The organism is Rhodococcus sp. 06-156-4 (assembly GCF_002259345.1).
GTDB classification, from domain to species: Bacteria; Actinomycetota; Actinomycetes; order Mycobacteriales; family Mycobacteriaceae; genus Rhodococcoides; species Rhodococcoides fascians_E.
The window spans coordinates 293,114-314,541 of record NZ_NPGB01000025.1; the positions used below are offsets into that span (position 1 = coordinate 293,114).

The following is a 21,428-nucleotide window of genomic DNA, read 5'->3' on the forward strand; positions in this document are numbered from 1 at the left end:
CATCATGATGCCTCATGCTCATATGAGCAACCTCGTTGACATATGAGCAACTAGCAATGCATGATCCTGTTCACAAATCACGTGAGCAGTGAGGTACTACATATGAGCGAGCTCGACGACGCTGAACTGCAGCGTCTCGCGCACACGGTGTTGGTCCGAGAGGCCTCGGGCCTGAACGGCCTGGCCGACACCGTCGAACCGAGCGTCGTTCGCGTCGCCCGGGCACTGGTCGAGACCAGGGGCAAGGTCATCACCACCGGTTCCGGCACGTCCGGGATCATGGCCGAACGACTGGCTCACCTGTTGTCGGTATGTGGAACCCCGTCCCTGTACCTCCCCGCGATGGATGCACTCCACGGCGGGATGGCTGCGATCAGCACCGACGACCTCGTCCTCGCGATCTCGAAGACCGGTCGATCGGCCGAACTCACACAATTGACGAGCCGACTCGTCGGTCGCGGGATTCGAGTCGTCGCCGTCACGGAAGCTGCGAACTCTCCGTTCGCCCGGGCAGCAACCGACATCGCCGAACTACCCGCCACCGCACCCGATGCCGATCCCGGCAACATGATCGCGCTCGCCAGCACCTTGGCCGTCGGCGCATGGGGCGACGCAGTCAGCGTCGTCGCCATGGCGCTCACCGGCCACACCCTCCACGACGTCGTCAACTCGCATCCCGCAGGGGGCGTCGGCACCCGTGAGGACGTATTGGACAGCAACGACGCACCGGTGGTGGGACTGTGAGCCGCAGCGTCGTCATCGGCATCGACTCGTCCACCCAGTCGTGCAAAGCGGAGGTCCGCGACGCCGACACCGGTGACCTCCTCGGCTCCGGCACTGCGCCGCACACGCCCGCATTCCCGCCGTGCAGCGAACAGGATCCACGGTCGTGGTGGGACGCCCTGGTCACCGCCGTCCGCGCCGCGCTGGCGGCCGCAGGCGACGTCTCGGTCTCCGCGATGTCGGTGGCAGCACAATGCCACGGATTGGTTCTTCTGGGCGCGGACGACGAACCCCTACGTCCTGCCAAACTGTGGAACGACACGACCGGCGCCGACCAGCTGGCGAAACTCGTCGAGCGAATCGGCGGGCCGGAATGGGTGCGCCGGATCGGGTCACTGCCCACCGCCGCCTTCACGATCGCGAAGCTCGCATGGGTGGCCGAGCACGAACCCCGTGTACTGGATGCCGCGCAACGCGTTCTTCTTCCGCACGACTACCTGACCTACCGCCTCACCGGCCGAGCCGTGACCGATCGCTCCGACGCGTCCGGCACCGGATACTTCGACGCCACGACCGATTCCTGGCTACCCGAGTACCTCGATGCCGCTGCCGGCGCACGTGACTGGCTTCCGATGCTGCCGACTGTCCTCGGCGGCGCCGACGCGGCAGGCCACGTGACCGAGCGCGCAGCCACCGAGCTCGGCATCACCGGACCGGTACTCGTCGGCGCAGGTGCAGGCGATCAGCACGCCGCGTACCTCGGTCTCGGCCTGCGCGACGGCGATCAATACGTCGGTCTCGGCACGTCGGGCGTCGTCGCGACCTCCACGCGCACCCCGGTGTTCGACGAAGGCGGCGTCGTCAACGGGGTCGCCGACGCGACGGGCGGTTACCTACCGCTCATCTGCACCCTCAACGCGGCACGGGTAGGAGACACTGCGGCCAGGATCCTCGGAACCGATCACACCGGTCTCGCCGAGCTCGCACTCGCCGCGGGATCGACTGTCGGCCCCACGCTGGTGCCGTTCCTCGACGGCGAACGCACGCCCAACCGTCCCCACGCCCGTGGGCTGCTGTCCGAGATCACGTCGGCGACGACGCGCGAGGAAATGGCACGTGCATTCCTGGAAGGCCCCCTGCTGTCCCTGCTTTCGGGCCGAGACGCACTACGCTCGTTCGGCATTCGCTGCGAAGGCCCCCTGACGGTCGTCGGAGGCGGTGCCCGGTCGCGGGCGACCCTGCAACTGCTGGCGGATCTCGCCGGCGACACGGTGACCGTGCCCGACGCCGACGAGGCGACCGCTCGCGGCGCGTGCGTACAGGCCGCGGCGGTCGCTGCGGGTCACGACATCGACGGCATGGTCGCGCTCTCTCAGCGCTGGACGCCCGCGGACCGCGCGACGGTTGCGCCCCGCAAGACCGAGCGCGACATCGACGCGGTTCGCGAGAACTGGCGTCGGGCAGCAGCTGTGGACGTGCTCGATCGGAGCGACGCGCCATGACCGTCGCGCTCGCTCCCTGGCACACCGGCCTCGAAAGCATCCTGGCGGGAAGCATCTACGCTGCTCCATCCGGCTCACGCATCGACGCCGCGCGTGCCCTCGTCGCCGCGGGAATCTCGGTGCACGTCGACGTCATGGCGCCAGGGGAAGGTCTGCCCACCGGCATCGATGCCGCCGAGCTCGCCGAACTCGTCCAGGTTGTTCCGCAGCCCATGCTGGGGATCCATCTCATCGGCAGCGCCGCAGGAGTTCGCATGATGCTGCCGACGATCCCGGACTGCGGAGATCTGTACGTACCCATCGGGATTCGCGACGAACGCAACTGCCGATTCTGGGCAGCGGTCTGGGACGAGTTCGACGACACTCCACCGACCACCGAGGATCTGCAGGGATACCACGGGGTGCTCGTCATGCTTCTGCAGCCGGGTACGTCCGGCACCGCACACCCGGATCGACTGGAGTCCGTGCGAACGTTCTCCGCCCACGGTGACGTCACCGTCGACGGCGGTGTCACACCCGACCTGATACCCCGCTGCCGCTCCGCCGGCGCCACGACGCTCGTCGTCGGCCGCGCCCTACTCACCGATCACTCACTGCCGGAAGGACAATCATGACCACCGCCACACCCACACCTCCCGCATCGTCGATGCGCGCGAGCGTGATGACCGGCGTGCGCACGCTCGAGATCGAGGACCGACCCGTCCCCACCCCGGCACCGTACGAAGTTCTGATCGAGGTCGCTGCTGTCGGCGTCTGCGGCTCGGATGTGCACTACTACCGGGAGGGACGCATCGGCGACTTCGTCGTGAACGACCCGATGGTGCTCGGCCACGAACTGTCCGGCCGCATCGCCGCTGTCGGTGACGGTGTCGACACCGCGCGGATCGGCCAGCGCGTCGCCGTCGAACCACAGCATCCGTGCCGCCGCTGCGCGCAGTGCATGGCCGGCCGCTACAACCTGTGCCCCGACATGAAGTTCTACGCGACACCGCCGATCGATGGCGCGTTCTGCCGGTACGTCACCATCGACGCCGACTTCGCACACCCCGTCCCGGATTCGCTGTCCGACGAGGCTGCTGCACTTCTCGAACCGCTGTCGGTGGCCGTCACGACGATGCGCAAGGCGGGCATCGTGCCGGGATCGTCGATCCTGATCGCCGGAGCCGGACCCATCGGCATCATCACCGCCCAAGCAGCGCGTGCATTCGGGGCGGCACGCATCGTGGTCTCCGATCCCGTCGAGTCGCGGCGTGAACGCGCCCTCACCTTCGGCGCGACCGAGGTCATCGACCCGATGACTCAGGATGTCGCAGCACTCGACCCCCAGGTCGACGCGTTCGTCGACGCCAGCGGCGCAGTCCCCGCCGTCCAGAGCGGCATCCGCGCCGTCGGCCCGGCAGGCCGTGTCGTCCTCGTCGGGATGGGCGCCGACAACTACCCACTGCCGATCAGCCATATCCAGAACCTGGAGATCACCGTCACCGGCGTGTTTCGTTACACCGACACCTGGCCGGCGGCAATCCATCTCGCGTCCAGCGGGCTCGTCGATCTCGATCGACTCGTCACCGGACGCTACGACCTCGAACACGTCGCCGACGCGCTCGAGAGCGACACCGACCCTGCCAGCCTCAAGTCGATAGTGGTGCCAGCATGAGCAAGAATCCTTTCGATCTGACCGGACGAACCGCAATCGTCACGGGCGGCAACCAAGGACTCGGACGCGCGTTCGCGTTCGGTCTCGCCGCTGCGGGCGCCCACGTCGCCATCGCCGGACGCAGCGCAGAACGGAACGAGAAGGTCGTCGCCGAGGCCGCAGCCGAGGGATACACGTTCGAGGCCATCACCGCCGACATCACCGAACGTGCCGACATCGAGCGCATGACTGCCGAGGCACTCGAGAAGCTCGGTCGGATCGACATTCTCGTCAACAACGCCGGCACCTGCTACCACAACGATTCGTGGGACGTCACCGAGAACGAGTGGGACAACGTCTTCGATCTCAACGTCAAAGCATTGTGGGAGTGCAGCATTTCTGTCGGCGCACACATGCGCGAGCGCGGCACGGGCTCGATCGTCAACATCGGGTCCATGTCCGGCATCATCGTCAACCGCCCCCAGATGCAACCCGCGTACAACGCATCGAAGGCAGCCGTGCACCACCTCACCAAATCACTTGCCGCGGAATGGGGAACGCTCGGAATACGCGTGAACGCAGTCGCACCCGGCTACTGCAAGACGGAGATGGCACCCGTCGACCGGCCCGATCTGCAGCGCTACTGGATCGAGGATGCACCGATGCAGCGCTACGCGATGCCCGAGGAGATCGCCCCGAGCGTCGTCTTCCTCGCCAGTGACGCCGCAAGCTTCATCACCGGATCGGTTCTCGTCGCAGACGGAGGCTACACAGCATGGTGAGCACCGAAACTGCAACCGTTCGACGCATTCTCGTCGAAGGAATCGACGACGTCAGCGTCGAGACCGTCGACGTTCCCGAAGCCGGACCCGGTGAAGTGCGGGTGCGCAGCACGGTCGTCGGAATCTGCGGATCCGACATTCACGCCGCGCACGGCCGTCATCCGTTCATCGACCTGCCGTTCCGCCCCGGCCACGAGGTCGTCGGCGTCGTCGACGCCGTCGGTGACGGTGCCGACGCCTCGCTCGTGGGCACCCGCGTGGTGATCGAGCCGAACCTGGCGTGCGGGCACTGCACCCAATGCCGCGCGGGACGCTACAACATCTGCGCCGAACTCGCCGTCTTCGGATGTCAGACCCCTGGCGGACTCACCGACGCCTTCACCATCGCCGCGGATCGCGTCATCCCGCTGGCCGACGGCCTGGACGACCGCCACGCCGCCCTCATCGAACCTCTCGCCACACCGGTGCACGCCGTACGCCGCGCAGCGGGTCTCGTCGGCGGTCTGGACGGCAAACGCGTCGCCGTCCTGGGTGCGGGGCCGATCGGACTGTTCGTCCTGCTCGCCGCACGCCGCGCCGGTGCCGTCGTCGTCGTCGCGGACCTGCTCGATTCCAAGCGGGCACGCGCCGAACGTCTCGGCGCTGTCGGCAGTTTCGATCCGACGTCGGGCGACGCCGTCTCTGCCGCGAAAGACGCTCTCGGCGGGCCGGCCGATGTGGTCATCGACTGCGTGTCCCGTGAATCGTCGGTTGCGCAGGCGATCGACATCGTCGACAAGGGCGGCGCCGTACTGATCGTCGGTGTCGCAGCCGGCGCCACCCCGGTCCCCCTCGATCTGATCCAGGACCGCGAGATCGTCGTCGCCGGATGCCTCATGTACGTGCGAGAGGACGTCCAGGAAGCAATCGACATGCTCACCGAGGGCACGGTCCCGATCGACGAGTTCGTCACGGCGGAGTTCCCGCTGGAACGCGCAGCGGACGCGTTCGCCGCCTCGACCGACCCCGAGCACGTCAAGGTCCTGATCACCGTCGGTGACCGACCATGACCGGGCTGCTCGAATGTCGGGACGTGACCAAGAGTTTCGGCGGCGTTCCCGTGCTGAAGGGAATCACCCTCGAGCTCGAACCCGGCACCGTCACGGCTCTGGCCGGCGAGAACGGTGCGGGCAAGTCGACGCTCATGAAGATCGCGACCGGTCAGCTGCGCGCCGATACCGGCACGGTCACGATCGGCGAGCACACGCTCTCCTCCGGTGATCCCCGCGACGCAGTGCGTCACGGCGTCGCGATCGTCCCGCAAGAGCTGGCATCGATCGACGACATGACGGTGTACGAGAACATGTTCGTCGGACGCGAGAAGCGGCGCGGCCTCTTCCTCGACCGTCGCGCGATGATCAAGGAAGCCGCCGAGACCCTCAGTGTCTTCGACGTCTCCATCTCCCCCACCGCACGTATGGGGTCGCTACCGGTCGGCCTTCGACAGATCATCGAGATCGTCAAGGCCGCCCGCACGGGTGCACAGGTGGTCATGCTCGACGAGCCGACCTCGGCCATTTCCGAGCGGGAAGTCGAGGGGCTGTACAAAGTCATGCAGCAGCTCCGCGACCGCGGAGTCGCCATGGTGTACACCACCCACAAGATGGCCGAGATCCGCGCGATCGCAGACCGTGTCGTCGTTCTGCGTGACGGCAAGTTGATCACCGACGAGAAGCTCACGGACATCACCGACGACGACATCGTCACTGCGATGATCGGCCGTGAACTGGAGAATCTCTTCCCTTCCGTCGGCAAGGACACCGGGGACGTCGTCCTGGAAGTCGAGAACCTTCAGGTCGTCGGCGCATCCGAGCCGGTGAACCTGACCGTCCGCCGCGGCGAGATCGTAGGCCTCGCCGGGCTTGTCGGCGCCGGCCGCACCGAGTTGCTCGAAGCGCTGTTCGGCATGCGCGCGGTCACGTCGGGAACCGTGAAGGTTTCCGGCAAGACGGTTCCGAAAGGTAAACCAGCGGCGGCGATCACCGCAGGGATGGCCATGGTGCCCGAGGACCGCAAGGTCAACGGTGTGGTGCTGTCGATGAGCGTGCTGGACAACGGTTCTCTGCCGAGACTGTCCTCGTTCAGTATCGCCGGATGGCTTCGCACCAAGTCCCGCTCCACCGCAGTGTCCGACGCCATGGACTCGGTCCGACTCCGTAGCCGTGGACTCGGCCAGAGCGTGGGAACTCTGTCGGGCGGAAATCAACAGAAAGTCGTACTCGCACGCTGGCTTACCGGTACCGTCGACGTGTTGCTGCTCGACGAGCCCACCCGCGGCGTCGACGTCGGAGCTCGCTCCGAGATCTATCGCATCATCACCGAATTCGCCAGCCGCGGAATGGCCGTCGTCATGGCGTCGTCGGACATGCCGGAAATCGTCGGACTGTCTCATCGCGCGTTCGTCATGCGCGAGGGTGCCTTCGTCGGCGAACTGGACCGAGATGCGCTCGATCACCCCGAAGTTCAGGACTCGGTGTTCAGGCTGGCCACGGCCCTCGACACCCGGACCACCGACACCGTTGCGACCGACACCCGGACCACCGATACACCGAGCGACACCGTTGCGACCGACAAGCGGTCGACATTCGAGGAGGCACCACAGTGACAACACCCGTCGCTGAACCGGACGAGAAGACGTCCGTATCGGCCATCACAGGGGAACCGGTGCGCCGGTTCTCCAGCGCGTGGGCCGGCGCGCTCGCCCTGCGCTATTCGATGGTCATCGTCATGCTGCTGGTGATCGCGTATTTCTCATACCGCAGTGCGCGATTCGGCACCGTCGACAACCTGCAGACCATTCTCGTCGCGGCTGCACCGTTCGCGCTGATCGCACTCGGTCAGACGCTGGTGATCCTGACCGGTGGAATCGACCTCTCGGTCGGCAGCGTCATCGCAGTGTCCGCCATGGCGTCCGCTGCTGTGGCCAAGGCCAACCCAGGACAGGTCTGGCTGACCGTGCTGGTCGCGATGTTCGTCGGCCTCGTCGCAGGTTCCATCAACGGATTCCTGGTTTCCCGCATCAATGTTCCTCCGTTCATCGCGACACTCGGTATGCTCACCGCAGGTTCAGGTTTCGCGTATGTGATCGGTGGTGGCGCTCCGATCAACGGCCTTCCGGCCGAGTTCGGCCAGATCGCCAACACCAAGATCTTCGGACTTCAGATTCCCGTCCTCGTGATGATCATCGGCATCGTCGTCCTGGCAGTGGTGATGAAGCGGACCGCCTACGGCATGCGTGTCTACGCGGTCGGTGGAAACCGTACCGCTGCAGAGATCGCGGGCATCAATGCCAAGAACGTTCTCTTCAGCGTCTACGCGCTGTCCGGAGTGCTCGCCGGATTGTCCGGTGTGATGCTGGCGTCGCGCGTCATCTCCGGTCCACCGAACCTGGGCCAGGGCTACGAGCTCGACGCCATCGCGGCCGTCGTCATCGGAGGCGCAAGCCTCATGGGCGGACGCGGCACCATCTGGGGAACTGCGCTCGGCCTGTTCATGATCCAAACCCTCAACAACGGTCTCGACCTGCTCGTCGTCCCCGCGTACTGGCAGGACGTCATCAAGGGCGTGCTCATCGTCGCTGCCGTCTCGGTCGACGTCTGGTCGTCCAAGCGAAGAACCTGACCGCTCTCGTCCCTCACCTCACTACCCACCGATCCGGAGAAGAACAATGAAGTTTGCTTCCAAGATGCTGACCGTGGCGGCCACGGGCATCCTCGCCGTCGGCGTCACTGCCTGCGGCGCAGGCGACACCAGCGCCCAGGACGGCAAGACGCGCATCGGCGTCACCGTGTACGACATGAGTTCCTTCATCACCGCAGGCAAGGAGGGCATGGAAACCTACGCTGCGGCCAACGACATCGAGCTGCTGTGGAACTCGGCGAACAACGACGTCTCGGTCCAGGCCAGCCAGGTCGATTCCCTCATCAACCAGGGCGTCGACGCCATCATCGTCGTTCCGGCACAGGCTGATTCGCTGGCACCTCAGGTCCAGTCCGCCAAGGACAAGGGCATCCCGGTCATCGCCGTGAACGCCGAACTCGAGACCGACCAGATCTCCGGCAACGTTCAGCCCGACGACGTCGCAGCAGGCGCGCAGGAGATGCAGATGATGGCCGACGAGCTCGGCGGGCGCGGCAACATCGTCATCCTGCAGGGACCGCTCGGTGGCTCCGGTGAGATCAACCGCGGTGCGGGCATCGATCAGGTACTCGCGAACTACCCGGACATCAACGTGCTGGCCAAGGACACCGCCAACTGGAAGCGCGACGAGGCAGTCAACAAGACCAAGAACTGGCTCTCGAGCTTCGGCGACCAGATCGACGGCGTCGTCGCGCAGAACGACGACATGGGCCTCGGCGCGTTGCAGGCGCTGAAGGAAGCCGGACGCACCGACGTCCCGATCGTGGGAATCGACGGTATCGAGGACGGCCTCAACGCCGTCAAGAGCGGTGAGTTCATCGGCACGTCCCTGCAGAACGGCACCGTCGAACTCTCGGCAGGTCTGGCAGTCGCCCACAAGATCGCGCAAGGCGAAGACGTCGACACGGCACCGGTGTACGTCATGCCTGCCATCACCGCAGACAACGTGGACGTCGCCATCGAGCACGTCGTGACCGACCGTCAGGCGTTCCTCGACGGACTGGTGGATCTGACCGCTCAGAACCTCGAGACCGGCAACATCGCCAACGAAGGAATCCCCGGGCAGTAACTTTCCCGGTTCCGATCTTCGAGGCGGGGCGGCAGCTCTCCCCCTCCAGCCCGCCCCGCCTCGAATCCCACCTGTACAGAGAAAGGCCCGTCTTCATGACCGCACTGCCCGCACCCGTCGATCTGTCCCTCGATGGCAAGGTCGCCGTCGTCACCGGCGGTGCGTCGGGCATCGGCGCAGCGATCGGCGCGGCCTACGTCGCCCAGGGAGCACGCGTCGTCCTGCTCGATCGCGACGGAGATGCGGCAGCGAAGCAGGCCGCCGACATCGGCGCGCACAGCGTCGAGTGCGATGTAGCCGACCGATCGTCCGTTGCACACGCCGCACACAAGGTCGTCGAAGACTTCGGACGCGTGGACATCCTGGTCAATTCAGCTGGAGTCGCCCGACTCGCTGCCGCCGAGGATCTCTCCGACGACTTCTGGAACCTGACGATGAACGTCAACCTCACCGGAACGTTCCTCGTATGTCAGGAATTCGGGCGCGTCATGCTGGATGCAGGCAGCGGCCGGATAGTCAACATCGCGTCCCAGGCGGCAACTGTCGCCATCGAAGAACATGCGGCCTACTGCGCGTCGAAATTCGGCGTACTGGGTTTGACGAAAGTCCTCGCTGCCGAATGGGCGGGCCGCGGCGTCACCGTCAACACCATCTCCCCCACCGTCGTGATGACACCGCTGGGCCGAGACGCGTGGACCAATCCGAAGGGCGACGCTCTCCGGGCGCGTATCCCGGTGGGCCGCTTCGCCGAGACCGACGACATCACCACGGTGGCCGTCTTCCTGGCTTCCCCTGGCGCGGCCATGATCAACGGCGCCGACATCCTCGTGGACGGCGGTTACACGATTCTGTGACCCGAAGACGGTGACGGGTCAGATCTTTCGCGGCAGCCAGCTGGTCAACTTCTCCGGGTTCAGCATGAACCAGACGTCGACGATGCGGCCGTCCACCACGCGGAAGCTGGCCGTCCCGACTGTCCGGTCATCCGCTACGAGACGGTAACCGAGGCCGTCCGCCATCCGGGCCTCCTCGACACGCAGAGCGGGCTGCTTCGCGACGACACCGAGCACGAAGCGCGCCACGCGATCGGAGCCGAGAACCGGCCGTCTGGCAGCACTGACGAATCCTCCACCGTCGGAACGCAAGGTCACGTCGGGCGCCAGCACCTTCATCAACTCGCCGATGTCGCCGCCGCGGCTGGCCGCCAGAAACGAACGAACCGCAGCGTCGTGGTCGGATTCCGCCACGAGAGTCGAGCGTCGCTCGCGCACATGCCGTCGAGCGGCCGCCGCCAATTGCCGGGTTGCCGCAGGCGAGCGGCCGACGATCCCCGCGATCTCGTCGAACGGCACCGCGAACACGTCGTGCAGTACGAACGCCACCCGTTCGGCAGGAGTCATCGCTTCGAGCACCACCAGAAGCGCCGTGCCGACGGCGTCGTCGAGGGTGACACGGTCGGCCGGATCGATCTCCGCAGCAGTGCCCTCGAACAGGTCGGCCGGCACCGGTTCCGGAAGCCACTCTCCGACATAGCGTTCACGCCTCGCTCGTGCAGAACCGAGGAGATCGAGAGCCACCCGACTCCCGACGCGCGTCAACCACGCCGCCGGATTCGCGATCTCCGCCCGTTCCTCCTCGCTCAGTCGATACCACCGCAGATACGTCTCCTGCACCACGTCCTCGGCGTCGGACAGCGTCCCGGTCATCCGATAGGACATCGACAGCAACCTGCGTCGCTCGTCGTGGACGTCGCCGAGATGTGCAGGCAAGAACTCGGTCTCGTCGTCCATCACCGGATCATGCCACTTCCCCGTCGACGTTCGCGCGCGGTTGCCCGGCCCTCGTGAATGCATCCCGCGGGGCCACGGTCGCCGCGAGCGAGGCAATGTCGCGGCGACCGACGAACGCGCCGACCCAGCCGAGCAGAACCCGAATCTTGCGCTCCCACGTCGGTACCGCAAGGACGTGGTACCCGCGGTGCATCGCCCATGCGGGCCATCCCTTGACGACGATCCACTTGTACTGGAACAGACCGTGTCCCCGGCCGAGAGTCGCGACCACCCCGAGGCTGCTGTGCACGTAGTTCTTCGGTTCGCGGCCGCGCACACTTGCAACGATGTTGGACGCCAGCCTTTTTGCTTGCCGAACCGCGTGCTGCGCATTGGGAACCGTCGTCGCGCCGTGCCCGACGGCGAGGTCCGGCACCACCGCGTTGTCGCCTGCCGCCCAGGCGTCGGCGACAATCTCTTCCTCGGTTCCGACGCGCAGGTCCGCACGTGTCACAAGGAATCCTCGTGCGTCGACGGGGAGGTCCGTGTGCCGTGCGACGACGCCGTTCGCAGCGTTGCCCGCAGTCCAGACGATCAGATCCGAGTCGAACTCTTCCCCCGTCGACAACACGACGTGGCCGCCGACGGCCGACACCATCTGGGCGTTCAGGTGCACGTGCGCGCCGCGACCCCGCAGATGCCGGACGACCCAGCGTCCCGGCCCGTCGCTCACCTCGGGCAGAATCCTGCCCTGCGCCTCGACGAGGTGGAACGCAAGCTCGCGGGCCCCGATCTCCGGGTAGTACGTCAGCTGCTCGGTCGCGAGAGACAGCGCCTCCGCGAAACCTTCGACTCCCGAGAATCCACCGCCGACGAACGTCACGGTCAGCAGGCGGGCACGCTCGGGGCCGTCGGGCAGAGCAGCTGCCCGGTCGAACGCGGTGAGCAGCCTGTCCCGGATCGCGACGGCCTCCTCGACGTTCTTCATGCCGATCGCCTCGTCGACGAGACCCGGAATCGGGAACGTCCGCGTGACGGCACCCGCCGTGACCACGACGATGTCGTAGTTCAGTTCGATGTCGCGGCCGTCGAGGCCGTGGGCTCGGACGAGCTTTCGTGCGTGATCGATCCGGTCCACGGTGGCGGCAACGAGGGTGGTGCGGCGCAGGTGCCGACGCAGCGACACGACGGTGTGCCTCGGCTCGATCGCGCCGGAGACCACCTCGGGCAGAAACGGCTGGTAGGTCATGTAGGGGCGAGGATCCACCAGAGTCACGTGCGCCTCGTCGCGGTGAAGCTTCTTCTCGAGATTCAGCGCTGTGTAGAGCCCGGCGTACCCGCCGCCGACGATGAGGATCTCCGTCATGTCCCGCCTCCGATTGTGTCTGTACCTCTACGACGACACAGCCGACTCATATGTGAGGAGGCATCAAGTGGTGCGGGACTCGGCTACTTCAAAACGTCGACGTTGGTCCGCAGCAGCAGCACGTTGTAGTCCGACCACCGTGACGCGGTGAAGTAGAGGTCGTTGCCGCTGGACAGTGGGTGGATGTACGGCGCGTAGATTCCGCCGCTGGTCTGCCGGCTGTTCAGGAGCGTCTTCGGCGCACTCCACGGCCCTTCGGGCTTCTCCGACGTGCGGGCCACGATGGTCCTGTCGACCTCGTTGCCGTACAACATGACATACCGCTTCAGAGTGTCGTTCCAGGCCACCGACAATTCGCTGACGGGTTCCGTCACCACCGACTTCGAATCGGCCACATTCGTCGACCAGGGCTTGGCCTGATCCTGCGTCGAGTACTCGTACTTCGTCAGGTCGAGGATTTCCTCCGGCTTCACGCGGGCAACGAACGCGGCACCGAACCGACCGTTGGGCGTACCGAATTGGTAGATGTAGCCGTCCTGACCCTCCGCGTAGGCGTTCATCTGGTACTTGCCGTTGCTCTCCTCGACCTGAGGGAACGCCGGAATGGTGATGCCTGCGTTGACCCGGATCGTCGCGGCCGCAGTCTGCCAGCTCTGCCCGTTGTCCTTCGATGTCGCGATCGCGGAGAAGTTGGTGACCCACCGACCGGGTGCTCCCCACGAGCGCACCGACATGTAGTTCATGTACTGCACGCCCCCGATCGAGATGGCCGCAGTGGGAATGACGGTGTCCTCGACGCCTGCGACGCCCAGACTGGGTACGACCTCGCTGGCGAATCCTGCTGGTTCGACGACCGCGCCCGACGTGGAATCGCCCGGCACTCCGTTGGCTACGGTGATGCCGTCGGCGAGGTTCTTGTCGTCGGACCGCAGCAGAACGTTGCTTCGCCACTGTGCTCCGGTCACCGAGCAATTACCGAACGTGTCACCGAACGCCATCAGCGTCTGTCCGGACCCGTTGTCCCAGCTGATGCCCAGATCCGTCCCGGAGATGCCGAACCGGTCGTAGGTGTTGTTGGGGCTCAACGGCCCGGTGACCCATGCAACCGACGTCGCGTTGCCGGAGATCGCGGGAAGCTGGCCCTGCGGTCCACGCGGATTCTTCTCGGGTCCACCACCCGCACTGCCCGAGGACCCGAACAGCGGCGACGAGCCCGGCCCACCGATGCCTCCACACGGTTCCGCGCTGGCGGTGGGTGACGAGAGAACGGTGAGTCCACTCGCCGCGAGGGTAAGAACAGCGCCGATCGCCATCTGCCGAGTACGTGCGCGCATGAACGCTCCCCACCGTGTCGTGTGACTCGTGTTACTCATGAGACTGATGGGGTGAGTGTTACGTAAATACTTACTTCTCGCAAGGCGTCCAGGCACGACAAATACACAAGCAGCAGAATGACATCCGTGTAAGTTGGCCCAGTTCAGGCCCGATCCTGACGCTCCACTATCGACTCGAATGCGCGGAAAACCGCAGATTCGTCCAAGGAATGGAGGGTCAGGCACCCCTGCTACGTCTACGGCGTCGCACAACGCCGACAATCTGATCCGCCACGGCGTCGACATCGCGGTACACCGTTGCAGCGGAGTAGCGGAGCACCAACCAGTCGTCGAGGATCATCCGGTTCTGCCTCACCCTGTCGTTGTCGAAAGGCCCCGGCGCGATGTGGTACTCGCGCCCGTCGATCTCCACGTCGACCTTGGCGTGATAGTCCACGAGATCTCCGAGGTACGGGCCGATGGGTGCGTTGATGTTCATCCGAACACCGCGAGCCCGGACGGCCCTGGCAACCATCCGCTCCGGTTCGGAGAATGTGCCTGGGCAACAGTGTTCCAACTGACGACGAACCTCACGCATGCCCTTCATTCCTTTCGTGGCAACGATGTGGTCGGTGACCGCTCGCCACGACACCCGTGCGCCGATATTGCGGTCGACGAACTGGTCGAGCGGATCACCGGTCAGTGTGGACGCGACATCCACGAAGCACTGGGCGGCGAATACCACCGGTAGGCCGTGCCTTTCGGTCGACGACACGGACCGGCGGTGCAGCACGAATCCGTCGACACTGCTGACCCGTACCGATACCGGCACGGTCGCGTGAACCGTCGACGGCTCGTCGTCGAGCAGGCCCCAGAGCCACGCTGCGCTGTCGTGACTGAGTACTGCATCGCTCCGCCACAGGGTGAGGGCGGTGCACAGGTCGAAGTAGGACGGTTCGGGATCCGAATAGATCCGAGGAAGGACCCTGAACAAGCGACCCGTCCGTACCCTCCGTGCGATGCCAGACCGTGCAATCCCCTGACTCTCCAGTTGTGCACGCGTGTAGACCCCCATGGCTCGTCACTCTGCACTGCCGGCCGCGCGCCCAACCCTCGGCGAACACCCGCCTGTGGATAACGAGAACGCCTGTGGATGAACCAGCTGCAGTCGAATTTCGTACCGACAGGACGATCGATTGGGAATGGTTGCCCGCATGTAGTTGGATCGTCAGTCATGGCGGCAACCGAGCGTTTCACCTTTCCGACCGAACGAGCCCAGCGCACGACGGTGCTGACCGGCACGGCGTCCGGCCACCGAACCAGGTACTGGGAACTGTCCGATCACATCGCCTATCCCGACATCCGCAACATCGTCGCGGACTACATCAACGCCACGATCTCCGACCCGGCGAACACCGTCCGGCACGGGTGGACCGTCACCGCGCTTCCCTCGGCAGACTCACCCGCCCACGAGCGTCGACTCCTGACCCTCACCTGCGGCGGCGTCGACACCCTCGTCGTCACCGAATTCAGCAACGACGAAGACGACTCGATCGAACTGGAAATGCTCGTCAACACCGACACTGCGAACGGGTACTCCGACGAGCAACTCGACTTCTCCACCGAATTGGTCACCGCCACACGAGGAACGGCAGACACCGCGGACGTCTGGTCGTGGCGAATCGACATCGGCGCACTCCTCACCGACGACGCCGACATCGACTTCGGAATCTCCGACGACGAATTCGACGACCTGGCCTACGCACTCAACTCACGTTCGATGGCCGACCGCGCACCCGACACCAGCGACCACAGCGACGATCTTGCCGGCGACCTGCTCGCCGAGGCCTATCGGCAGCTGCGGGACGCCGACGACGCTACCGTCGACTGACACGTCGAAGGAATGGGGAACATGACACATCGACCGGTGCGCATACCGACAGTTCTGGCCGTGATGGCGGCGACCGTTGCCTTGACTGTCTCGGGGTGTGGGAGCGATACGACCGACGAACAACCCGCGGATAAGGCCGCCGGTGACGGGACGTTTCCCAGGACCGTTGCGTCCGACGTCGTGATCGAGTCGAGGCCGACGTCCATCGTCTCACTGAGCCCGACGGCGACGGAGACGTTGTTCGCCGTCGGTGCAGGCGAGCAGGTGGTCGCGGTGGACAGTCAGTCCGACTTCCCGACCGACGCACCCAGAACCGAGCTGTCCGCGTACACACCGAGCTTGGAGGCGATCATCGGCTACGACCCGGATCTGGTGGTTGCCTCCGACGACATCGACGGCCTCGTCGCCGGTCTGGACGCAGCCGATGTACCGGTACTGCTCCTTCCCGCCGCGACGAGCATCGACGACACCTACGCCCAGATCGAGACCATCGCCGACGCCACCGGTCACGACACCGAAGGTGACGCAGTGGTCGCGGACATGCGCACACGCATCGATGCCGCGGTGGCGAGCGTTCCCCAGTCGAACGCGACCTACTTCCACGAACTCGATTCGATGCTCTACACCGTGACGAGCGAGAGCTTCATCGGCCGAATCTACGGCCTGTTCGGCTTGACCAGTATCGCCGACGGTGCCGGCACCGATTATCCGCAGATGTCCGACGAAGGTGTTGTCGCGGCCGACCCCGACATCGTCTTCCTGGCCGACTCGCAGTGTTGCGGGGTGACGGCGGAAACCGTTGCAGCTCGGCCGGGTTGGGCGTCGACCACCGCGGTACGTGACGGTGCGATCATCACGATGGACGAGGATCTGTCGAGCCGGTGGGGTCCGCGCGTCGCGGATCAGGTCGAAGCCGTCGCCACTGCGCTCAGCAGCTAGTCACCGGCCGACGCGAGCGCCTCGGCCAGTTCGTCGTACGACGGTGCCGTACCGAGAGCGTAGGACGGCGCCGGCTCTGCGTTCGGTGCCACCTGCGTGCGCCCGATGATCACCCGGCCGTCCGAATCACGATGCACAGGCGCATACCCCGCTGATCGAAGCGCCTCCAGCGACGCCTCGATCGGCGCGGTGAACCCGACAACTGTGGGCGCGAGAACAACCGGACCGAGCTTCGACAACCGTCTGTTCGCCGTGATCTCCGAGATCAACGCTTCGTCGGGCGCCACCACTGCACAGGCAAGCGTGTAGGCACCGATGCTGCCGTGCGTGCGGGCTACATCGTTCACCAGATAGGTCAACGCCTGCGGGATGCCGCCGGTCGAGAACCTGTCGAGACCCTCGAGCACCTCGGTGACGGAGAGGCCGTCGTCGAAAGCCTCACGGACACTGGCCTGATCGAACCGCCACGTCGTCGCGGCCCCGGTCGCCTCGCGTACCGCGACACTGTCGAAGAAGTGGGCCAGCGTGGTTCCGGGTGGCCCGAACACCACTGCCGTCAGATCCGCGCCGACGGTCGCGCGCATGTGCGCTGTGGACACGGCCCGCTCCACTGCGTCGAATACGTTCTCGGACAACAAAGCTCGACCCAGTTCGGTGCCGGCGCCCAGCGCCCGGGCGCCGACGAGTTCCGCCTCACGCTGCGTCATCTGCAGTATGTCCAGGCCCTCCTCGACGGGAAAGCACGGGAACGTCCACCCGAGCATCGTCACCACTGCCCCGTCGTCGGCAAAGGCGTGTCCCGCCTGAACGAGCTCGTGTGCCGACACGACCGCGCGGCGCAACAATCTCGGCGGGATCTCGCGCGATTCGTCGGCAACGCCTTCGTACTCCGCGAGATACACGGCGTCGGCGTTCCACCATGTCTGGAGCAATGATGCAGCCTGGGTACCCGGATCACTTGCCAACCACTGGACCGATCGGTCCGTCGCGACCAGAACATGCGAGGCCGGAGCGTGCCTTCGGCCCTTCGGCGCCGGCAGAGCTTCGAAGTCGAGCAGACGGTCGCCCAACGCGAGTTCCAGAGCCATCTGGACGGCGTCGACCTCGCCGTGTAGATCCTTGGCCATCGCACGCACCGTGCGCACACCGACGGCATTGGATTTGAGCAGCTGGATCGGCGTGGTCGATGCAGATTCGATCGCCCCGGTCACGAGCTCCACCATGCGAAGAACGCGCGCCGACGCTTCCGCCTCCACGTGCCCTGCGTCGACCGGTTCGGAGTCGACCTCGGGCGGAGTCGGGCTGAATGGTAGAACGAAATCGGCACCGAGAAGCGCCCGGGTCAGCTGCACCGGCATCGACACCGGCCCGTTCGCGACCTGCCATGCCAATCCCCGCTGCACTGCCCATGCACCGGGACGCGCGGCCGTCAGATACACCGGATCCGCGTAGAGGATCGAGTCTCGGCGGGCAGCGTCGTACAGAAACTCTTTCTCGGCATCCGGCGCAGACTCCACCACACTCCGCAGTGCATCGGGGTCGTCGAACAACGACACGAGCTGTTCCACCACCTCGGGCCGGGCCCCGTCTCCGCGGAGACCCAGCTTCGTCGAGACCGAACGCAGCACCGGAAGCGCAGCCGCATCGAAGGACCGGCGAACATCGGTGCCGTAACTCCGAACCGCGTACACCGGGAGAGGATGTACCGCTGTCAGCACCCCATCCGACACCCACGCGATCTGCAGTTCGGACAGATCCTCCACTACAGCCTCGAAGCCCGACTCCGGATCTCCCAGCAACCGACGGACGGCATCGACCGTCGCCGGCATCCGCAACTGCTTGCACAACGCAACCGCGGACAGCACCTCCACCGCCGGCCGCGGCAGCGTCAGGTAGATATCTGCGAACGAATCGCCCCCGACCAGATGACGTGCCAGCTCGTCGAGATCCTCGGGAGCATCGGTCCGCGCCACATGACGGCGCCGCAGTAGCAACGCCAGCTCATCCACGTCCAAAGCCGCAATTCGCTCGCGAACGGACTCCTCGACAGCGGTAAGCATGACCGCAACCCTAGTTCTCCTGCGGAGTGACCTGTAGGCGCCGGGTCTACACGACTCCTGCAGTCCGTAGCTCTGCGATGTTCGCCGCCGAACAGCCCAACTCTTCGAGCACGCTGTCGGTATCCGCACCATGGGCCCGGCCGGTGTGCCGAATACTGCCGGGACTGTCCCCCATCCGCCACATGACGTTCTGCATCCGTACGGGGCCGAGGTCGTCGTCCTCCACGGTCGTCACCATGTCGATGGCCAGTACCTGTGGATCGTCGAGCAGTTCGCTCGGCTTGTAGACAGGAGCCACTGCGGCACCGGCCTTTTCGAACTCTGCAACGACGTCCTCGCGAGTACGTTCCCCGATCCATCCACCGACGTAACCGTCGAGCAGGTCGGCGTGCGCGGCACGTTGTCGGCCTGTGGCGAACCACGGCTCGTCGATGACCTCGGGGTGCCCGACCAGTGTCAGGACGCGTTCGGCAATGGAGTTCGCACTCGTGGAGATCGCCAGCCAGTGCCCGTCCGATGTCTTGTACAGGTTCCGGGGTGCATTGTTGCTCGACCGATTCCCGGTGCGTTCCTGGTCGATGCCCAGCTGATCTGCGTAGATGATGCCTGGACCGACGGCGGCCATGATCGGGCTCAGCAGGTCCAGGTCGATGACCTGCCCCTTGCCGCCGTTGTTCGTTCGGTGCAGCAGAGCCATCGACACCGCCGAGGATCCGGCAATTCCCGCGAGCGAATCGGCCAAGCCGAAGGCAGGCAACGTCGGCGGGCCGTCGGCCGCACCGGTCAGGTGCGCGAACCCACTCATCGACTCCACCAACGTGCCGAACGCCGGTCGTGTTGCATACGGCCCGGTCTGACCGAAACCCGTCACGCGCAGGAGAATCAGACCCGGGTTGTCTTCGGACAGAACGTCGTACCCGAGCCCCCACCGCTCGAGGGTGCCCGGACGAAAATTCTCGACCACGACGTCGGCCTCCGCGGCGAGCTTTCGGAAAAGATCCGCGCCCTTCTCGTTGCCGAGATTCAGCGTCATCGTCCGCTTGTTGCGACTGACCATCGTCCACCACAGCGGGTGGCCGTCCTTGTCCAACCCGTGCCCGCGCATACCGTCGGGCTTGGCCGGGTGCTCGATCTTGATGACTTCGGCACCGAAATCTCCCAGAATCTGCGCGACGAGCGGACCGGCAAGGATCGTCGAGATATCGAGGACCTTGATGCCCTCGAGTGGGCCGGTCACTGGTACGGGCGGTGCAGGTAGCGACCGGCCGGCGCACCCGACACCGTGCCGTCGGACAGTACGCGCTGACCGCGCACGAACGTATCGGTCACCTTCGCACCCAACTCGAAGCCCTGGAACGGCGTGTACTCCTGCGCCGATTCGGAATCCTCCGGCTGCACCGTCCACGTGTGGTCGGGATCGACCAGTGCAAGGTCGGCGTCCATACCGACGGCGATGTCGCCCTTACCCGGCAGCCCGTACCGCGAGGCGGGATTGAGCGAGGTCAGCTGGGCGATCCTACGCCAGCTCAACCCACGCTTACGGCCCTCGCTGACCAAGCCCGGCAACAGGTACTCCGCGCCACCGAATCCGGACTTGGCGGCAAAGATGTCGCCACGATCCTCCGCGAATTTCTTCTCGTCCTTGCAGCACGCGTGATCGCTGACGACCCAGTCGATGTCACCGGCGAGCAGGTGCTCCCACAGTGCCTCGACGTCGTCACGCGGCCGCAGCGGCGGGTTGACCTTGCCCCCGAGTCCGTACGCGGTGTCGATGTCGGCCAGCAGGTGCCCGATGGTGACCTCCCGACGGAAGTTCACGTGCGGGAACGCCTTGGCCATCCGCATCGCAGCCGTCAGGGCCTTGCGCGAGGACAGGTGCAGCAGGTTGATGTTCGGTAGCTGCGTTTCGTCCGCGAGGAACGACGCGATCGTGACGGCGAGTCCCTCCGAATGCGGCGGGCGCGACGCGCTGTACGCGGCGAGCCCCTGCAGCGTGCCTTCTTCTTCGACGATCTTGGTGTAGGCGCTCATGATCTCGGCGGTCTCACAGTGCAGGGACAGCGAGATGTGATCGGCTTTGTCGCCCAACTGTTCCCGAGCAGCTTGAATGCCGCGCATGACGAACTCGAAGTGCGCCAGGTCGTAGCGCTCACCCTCGGGCGTCATCAGAAATTCGCTCTGGTCCGTGGAACGGCCGTGCAGTCCGTGACTGCCGTAGAACATGAAGATCTTGAAGGACGTCACACCGTGATCGGCGATGAGCGACGGGATCTCCTGGATGTGCTCCTTCGACATCGGCGCGAGGTGGTACGCGTAATCGACGTACGGGCGTCCTTCGGTCGCGTCGAGCACCTTCGGGAACACGTCGGCATAGGAACCGCCCGTGTTCATGTAGTACTGGCCGGTGCGCATGTACGACAGTGACGTCGTGACGCCGCCCTGCACACAGGCCCGTGACTCGGTCTCGGCGTCGTCACCGAGCGGGTTGTAGATGCCCCAGTGCTGGTGCGCGTCCACCACTCCGGGGAACGCCACCTTTCCCGCCGCATCGATCACGGAGTCGGCAACGTCGGCGGGAATACCGGCCTCGATGCGGGTGAACTTACCGTCTTCGATCAGAAGGTCGACGAACTCTCCGTCCTCGGGTGCATCCGAGCCTGGACGAACGACGCATGCATTGGTGATCAACGTGGACATGATGGA

Annotated in this window: 19 protein-coding genes; 12 read left to right on the forward strand and 7 right to left on the reverse strand. The window is 65.5% G+C overall.

The annotated features are described in order from the left end of the window. Positions 1 to 102 precede the first annotated feature (102 nt). The 10 genes from CH290_RS17120 to CH290_RS17165 all read left to right on the forward strand — a co-directional run bounded on the left by CH290_RS17120 (position 103) and on the right by CH290_RS17165 (position 10,241). A complete protein-coding gene (locus tag CH290_RS17120) occupies positions 103 to 744 on the forward strand; it encodes an SIS domain-containing protein (protein WP_230620841.1) in 642 nt (213 codons plus the stop codon). Beyond that, entirely contained in the window at positions 741 to 2,225 is a 1,485-nt protein-coding gene (xylB, locus tag CH290_RS17125) for a xylulokinase (protein WP_033187954.1), read from the forward strand. The genes CH290_RS17120 and xylB overlap by 4 nt, the downstream gene beginning before the upstream one ends. Then, complete coding sequence (locus tag CH290_RS17130) at positions 2,222 to 2,839, forward strand: beta/alpha barrel domain-containing protein (protein ID WP_019667698.1); 618 nt, start codon at positions 2,222 to 2,224, stop codon at positions 2,837 to 2,839. The genes xylB and CH290_RS17130 overlap by 4 nt, the downstream gene beginning before the upstream one ends. Continuing rightward, positions 2,836 to 3,879, forward strand: coding sequence for an NAD(P)-dependent alcohol dehydrogenase (locus CH290_RS17135; RefSeq protein WP_020112720.1), 1,044 nt, complete (start codon positions 2,836 to 2,838; stop codon positions 3,877 to 3,879). The genes CH290_RS17130 and CH290_RS17135 overlap by 4 nt, the downstream gene beginning before the upstream one ends. Continuing rightward, a complete protein-coding gene (locus CH290_RS17140) occupies positions 3,876 to 4,640 on the forward strand; it encodes an SDR family NAD(P)-dependent oxidoreductase (protein ID WP_019667696.1) in 765 nt (254 codons plus the stop codon). Before CH290_RS17135 ends, CH290_RS17140 begins: the two co-directional genes overlap by 4 nt. Next, the gene (locus tag CH290_RS17145) at positions 4,634 to 5,689 is read left to right on the forward strand and encodes a zinc-dependent alcohol dehydrogenase (protein WP_019667695.1); all 1,056 of its coding nucleotides are present in this window, start codon (positions 4,634 to 4,636) and stop codon (positions 5,687 to 5,689) included. The genes CH290_RS17140 and CH290_RS17145 overlap by 7 nt, the downstream gene beginning before the upstream one ends. Continuing rightward, the gene (locus tag CH290_RS17150; protein ID WP_019667694.1) at positions 5,686 to 7,284 is read left to right on the forward strand and encodes a sugar ABC transporter ATP-binding protein; all 1,599 of its coding nucleotides are present in this window, start codon (positions 5,686 to 5,688) and stop codon (positions 7,282 to 7,284) included. Before CH290_RS17145 ends, CH290_RS17150 begins: the two co-directional genes overlap by 4 nt. Next, positions 7,281 to 8,300, forward strand: coding sequence for an ABC transporter permease (locus CH290_RS17155; protein WP_019667693.1), 1,020 nt, complete (start codon positions 7,281 to 7,283; stop codon positions 8,298 to 8,300). The genes CH290_RS17150 and CH290_RS17155 overlap by 4 nt, the downstream gene beginning before the upstream one ends. A 46-nt stretch (positions 8,301 to 8,346) precedes the next feature. Beyond that, positions 8,347 to 9,387 (forward strand): substrate-binding domain-containing protein, encoded by a 1,041-nt coding sequence (locus CH290_RS17160; protein WP_019667692.1) that lies wholly within the window; start codon positions 8,347 to 8,349, stop codon positions 9,385 to 9,387. Between the two features lie 95 nt (positions 9,388 to 9,482). Then, the gene (locus CH290_RS17165) at positions 9,483 to 10,241 is read left to right on the forward strand and encodes a GolD/DthD family dehydrogenase (protein WP_020112714.1); all 759 of its coding nucleotides are present in this window, start codon (positions 9,483 to 9,485) and stop codon (positions 10,239 to 10,241) included. Between the two features lie 18 nt (positions 10,242 to 10,259). Here CH290_RS17165 and sigJ read toward each other — a convergent pair whose 3' ends face one another. From sigJ to CH290_RS17185, 4 genes are all read right to left on the reverse strand, one after another. Next, entirely contained in the window at positions 10,260 to 11,177 is a 918-nt protein-coding gene (sigJ, locus tag CH290_RS17170) for an RNA polymerase sigma factor SigJ (protein WP_033187955.1), read from the reverse strand. A gap of 7 nt (positions 11,178 to 11,184) precedes the next feature. Beyond that, positions 11,185 to 12,522, reverse strand: coding sequence for an NAD(P)/FAD-dependent oxidoreductase (locus CH290_RS17175; protein WP_033187956.1), 1,338 nt, complete (start codon positions 12,520 to 12,522; stop codon positions 11,185 to 11,187). 83 nt (positions 12,523 to 12,605) lie between these two features. Next, complete coding sequence (locus CH290_RS17180; protein ID WP_033187957.1) at positions 12,606 to 13,856, reverse strand: glycoside hydrolase family 183 protein; 1,251 nt, start codon at positions 13,854 to 13,856, stop codon at positions 12,606 to 12,608. A 217-nt stretch (positions 13,857 to 14,073) separates the two neighbouring features. Then, positions 14,074 to 14,829 carry a DUF559 domain-containing protein gene (locus tag CH290_RS17185; protein WP_230620842.1) on the reverse strand — a complete coding sequence of 252 codons (756 nt, stop codon included), beginning with the start codon at positions 14,827 to 14,829 and terminating at the stop codon, positions 14,074 to 14,076. Between the two features lie 240 nt (positions 14,830 to 15,069). Here CH290_RS17185 and CH290_RS17190 point away from each other — a divergent pair, with 240 nt between their 5' ends. Next, positions 15,070 to 15,726, forward strand: a complete 657-nt coding sequence (locus CH290_RS17190) for a hypothetical protein (RefSeq protein ID WP_033187959.1) — start codon at positions 15,070 to 15,072, stop codon at positions 15,724 to 15,726. A gap of 12 nt (positions 15,727 to 15,738) precedes the next feature. Beyond that, positions 15,739 to 16,665, forward strand: coding sequence for an ABC transporter substrate-binding protein (locus tag CH290_RS17195; RefSeq protein WP_019667685.1), 927 nt, complete (start codon positions 15,739 to 15,741; stop codon positions 16,663 to 16,665). Here CH290_RS17195 and CH290_RS17200 read toward each other — a convergent pair. The 3 genes from CH290_RS17200 to CH290_RS17210 are packed head-to-tail and all read right to left on the reverse strand — an operon-like array spanning position 16,662 to position 21,422. Then, positions 16,662 to 18,725 carry a helicase-associated domain-containing protein gene (locus CH290_RS17200; protein ID WP_033187960.1) on the reverse strand — a complete coding sequence of 688 codons (2,064 nt, stop codon included), beginning with the start codon at positions 18,723 to 18,725 and terminating at the stop codon, positions 16,662 to 16,664. The genes CH290_RS17195 and CH290_RS17200 overlap by 4 nt on opposite strands. A 46-nt stretch (positions 18,726 to 18,771) precedes the next feature. Then, positions 18,772 to 19,962 carry a CaiB/BaiF CoA transferase family protein gene (locus CH290_RS17205; RefSeq protein WP_033187961.1) on the reverse strand — a complete coding sequence of 397 codons (1,191 nt, stop codon included), beginning with the start codon at positions 19,960 to 19,962 and terminating at the stop codon, positions 18,772 to 18,774. Beyond that, positions 19,959 to 21,422 carry a dihydroorotase gene (locus tag CH290_RS17210; RefSeq protein WP_033187962.1) on the reverse strand — a complete coding sequence of 488 codons (1,464 nt, stop codon included), beginning with the start codon at positions 21,420 to 21,422 and terminating at the stop codon, positions 19,959 to 19,961. Before CH290_RS17210 ends, CH290_RS17205 begins: the two co-directional genes overlap by 4 nt. Positions 21,423 to 21,428 lie beyond the last annotated feature (6 nt).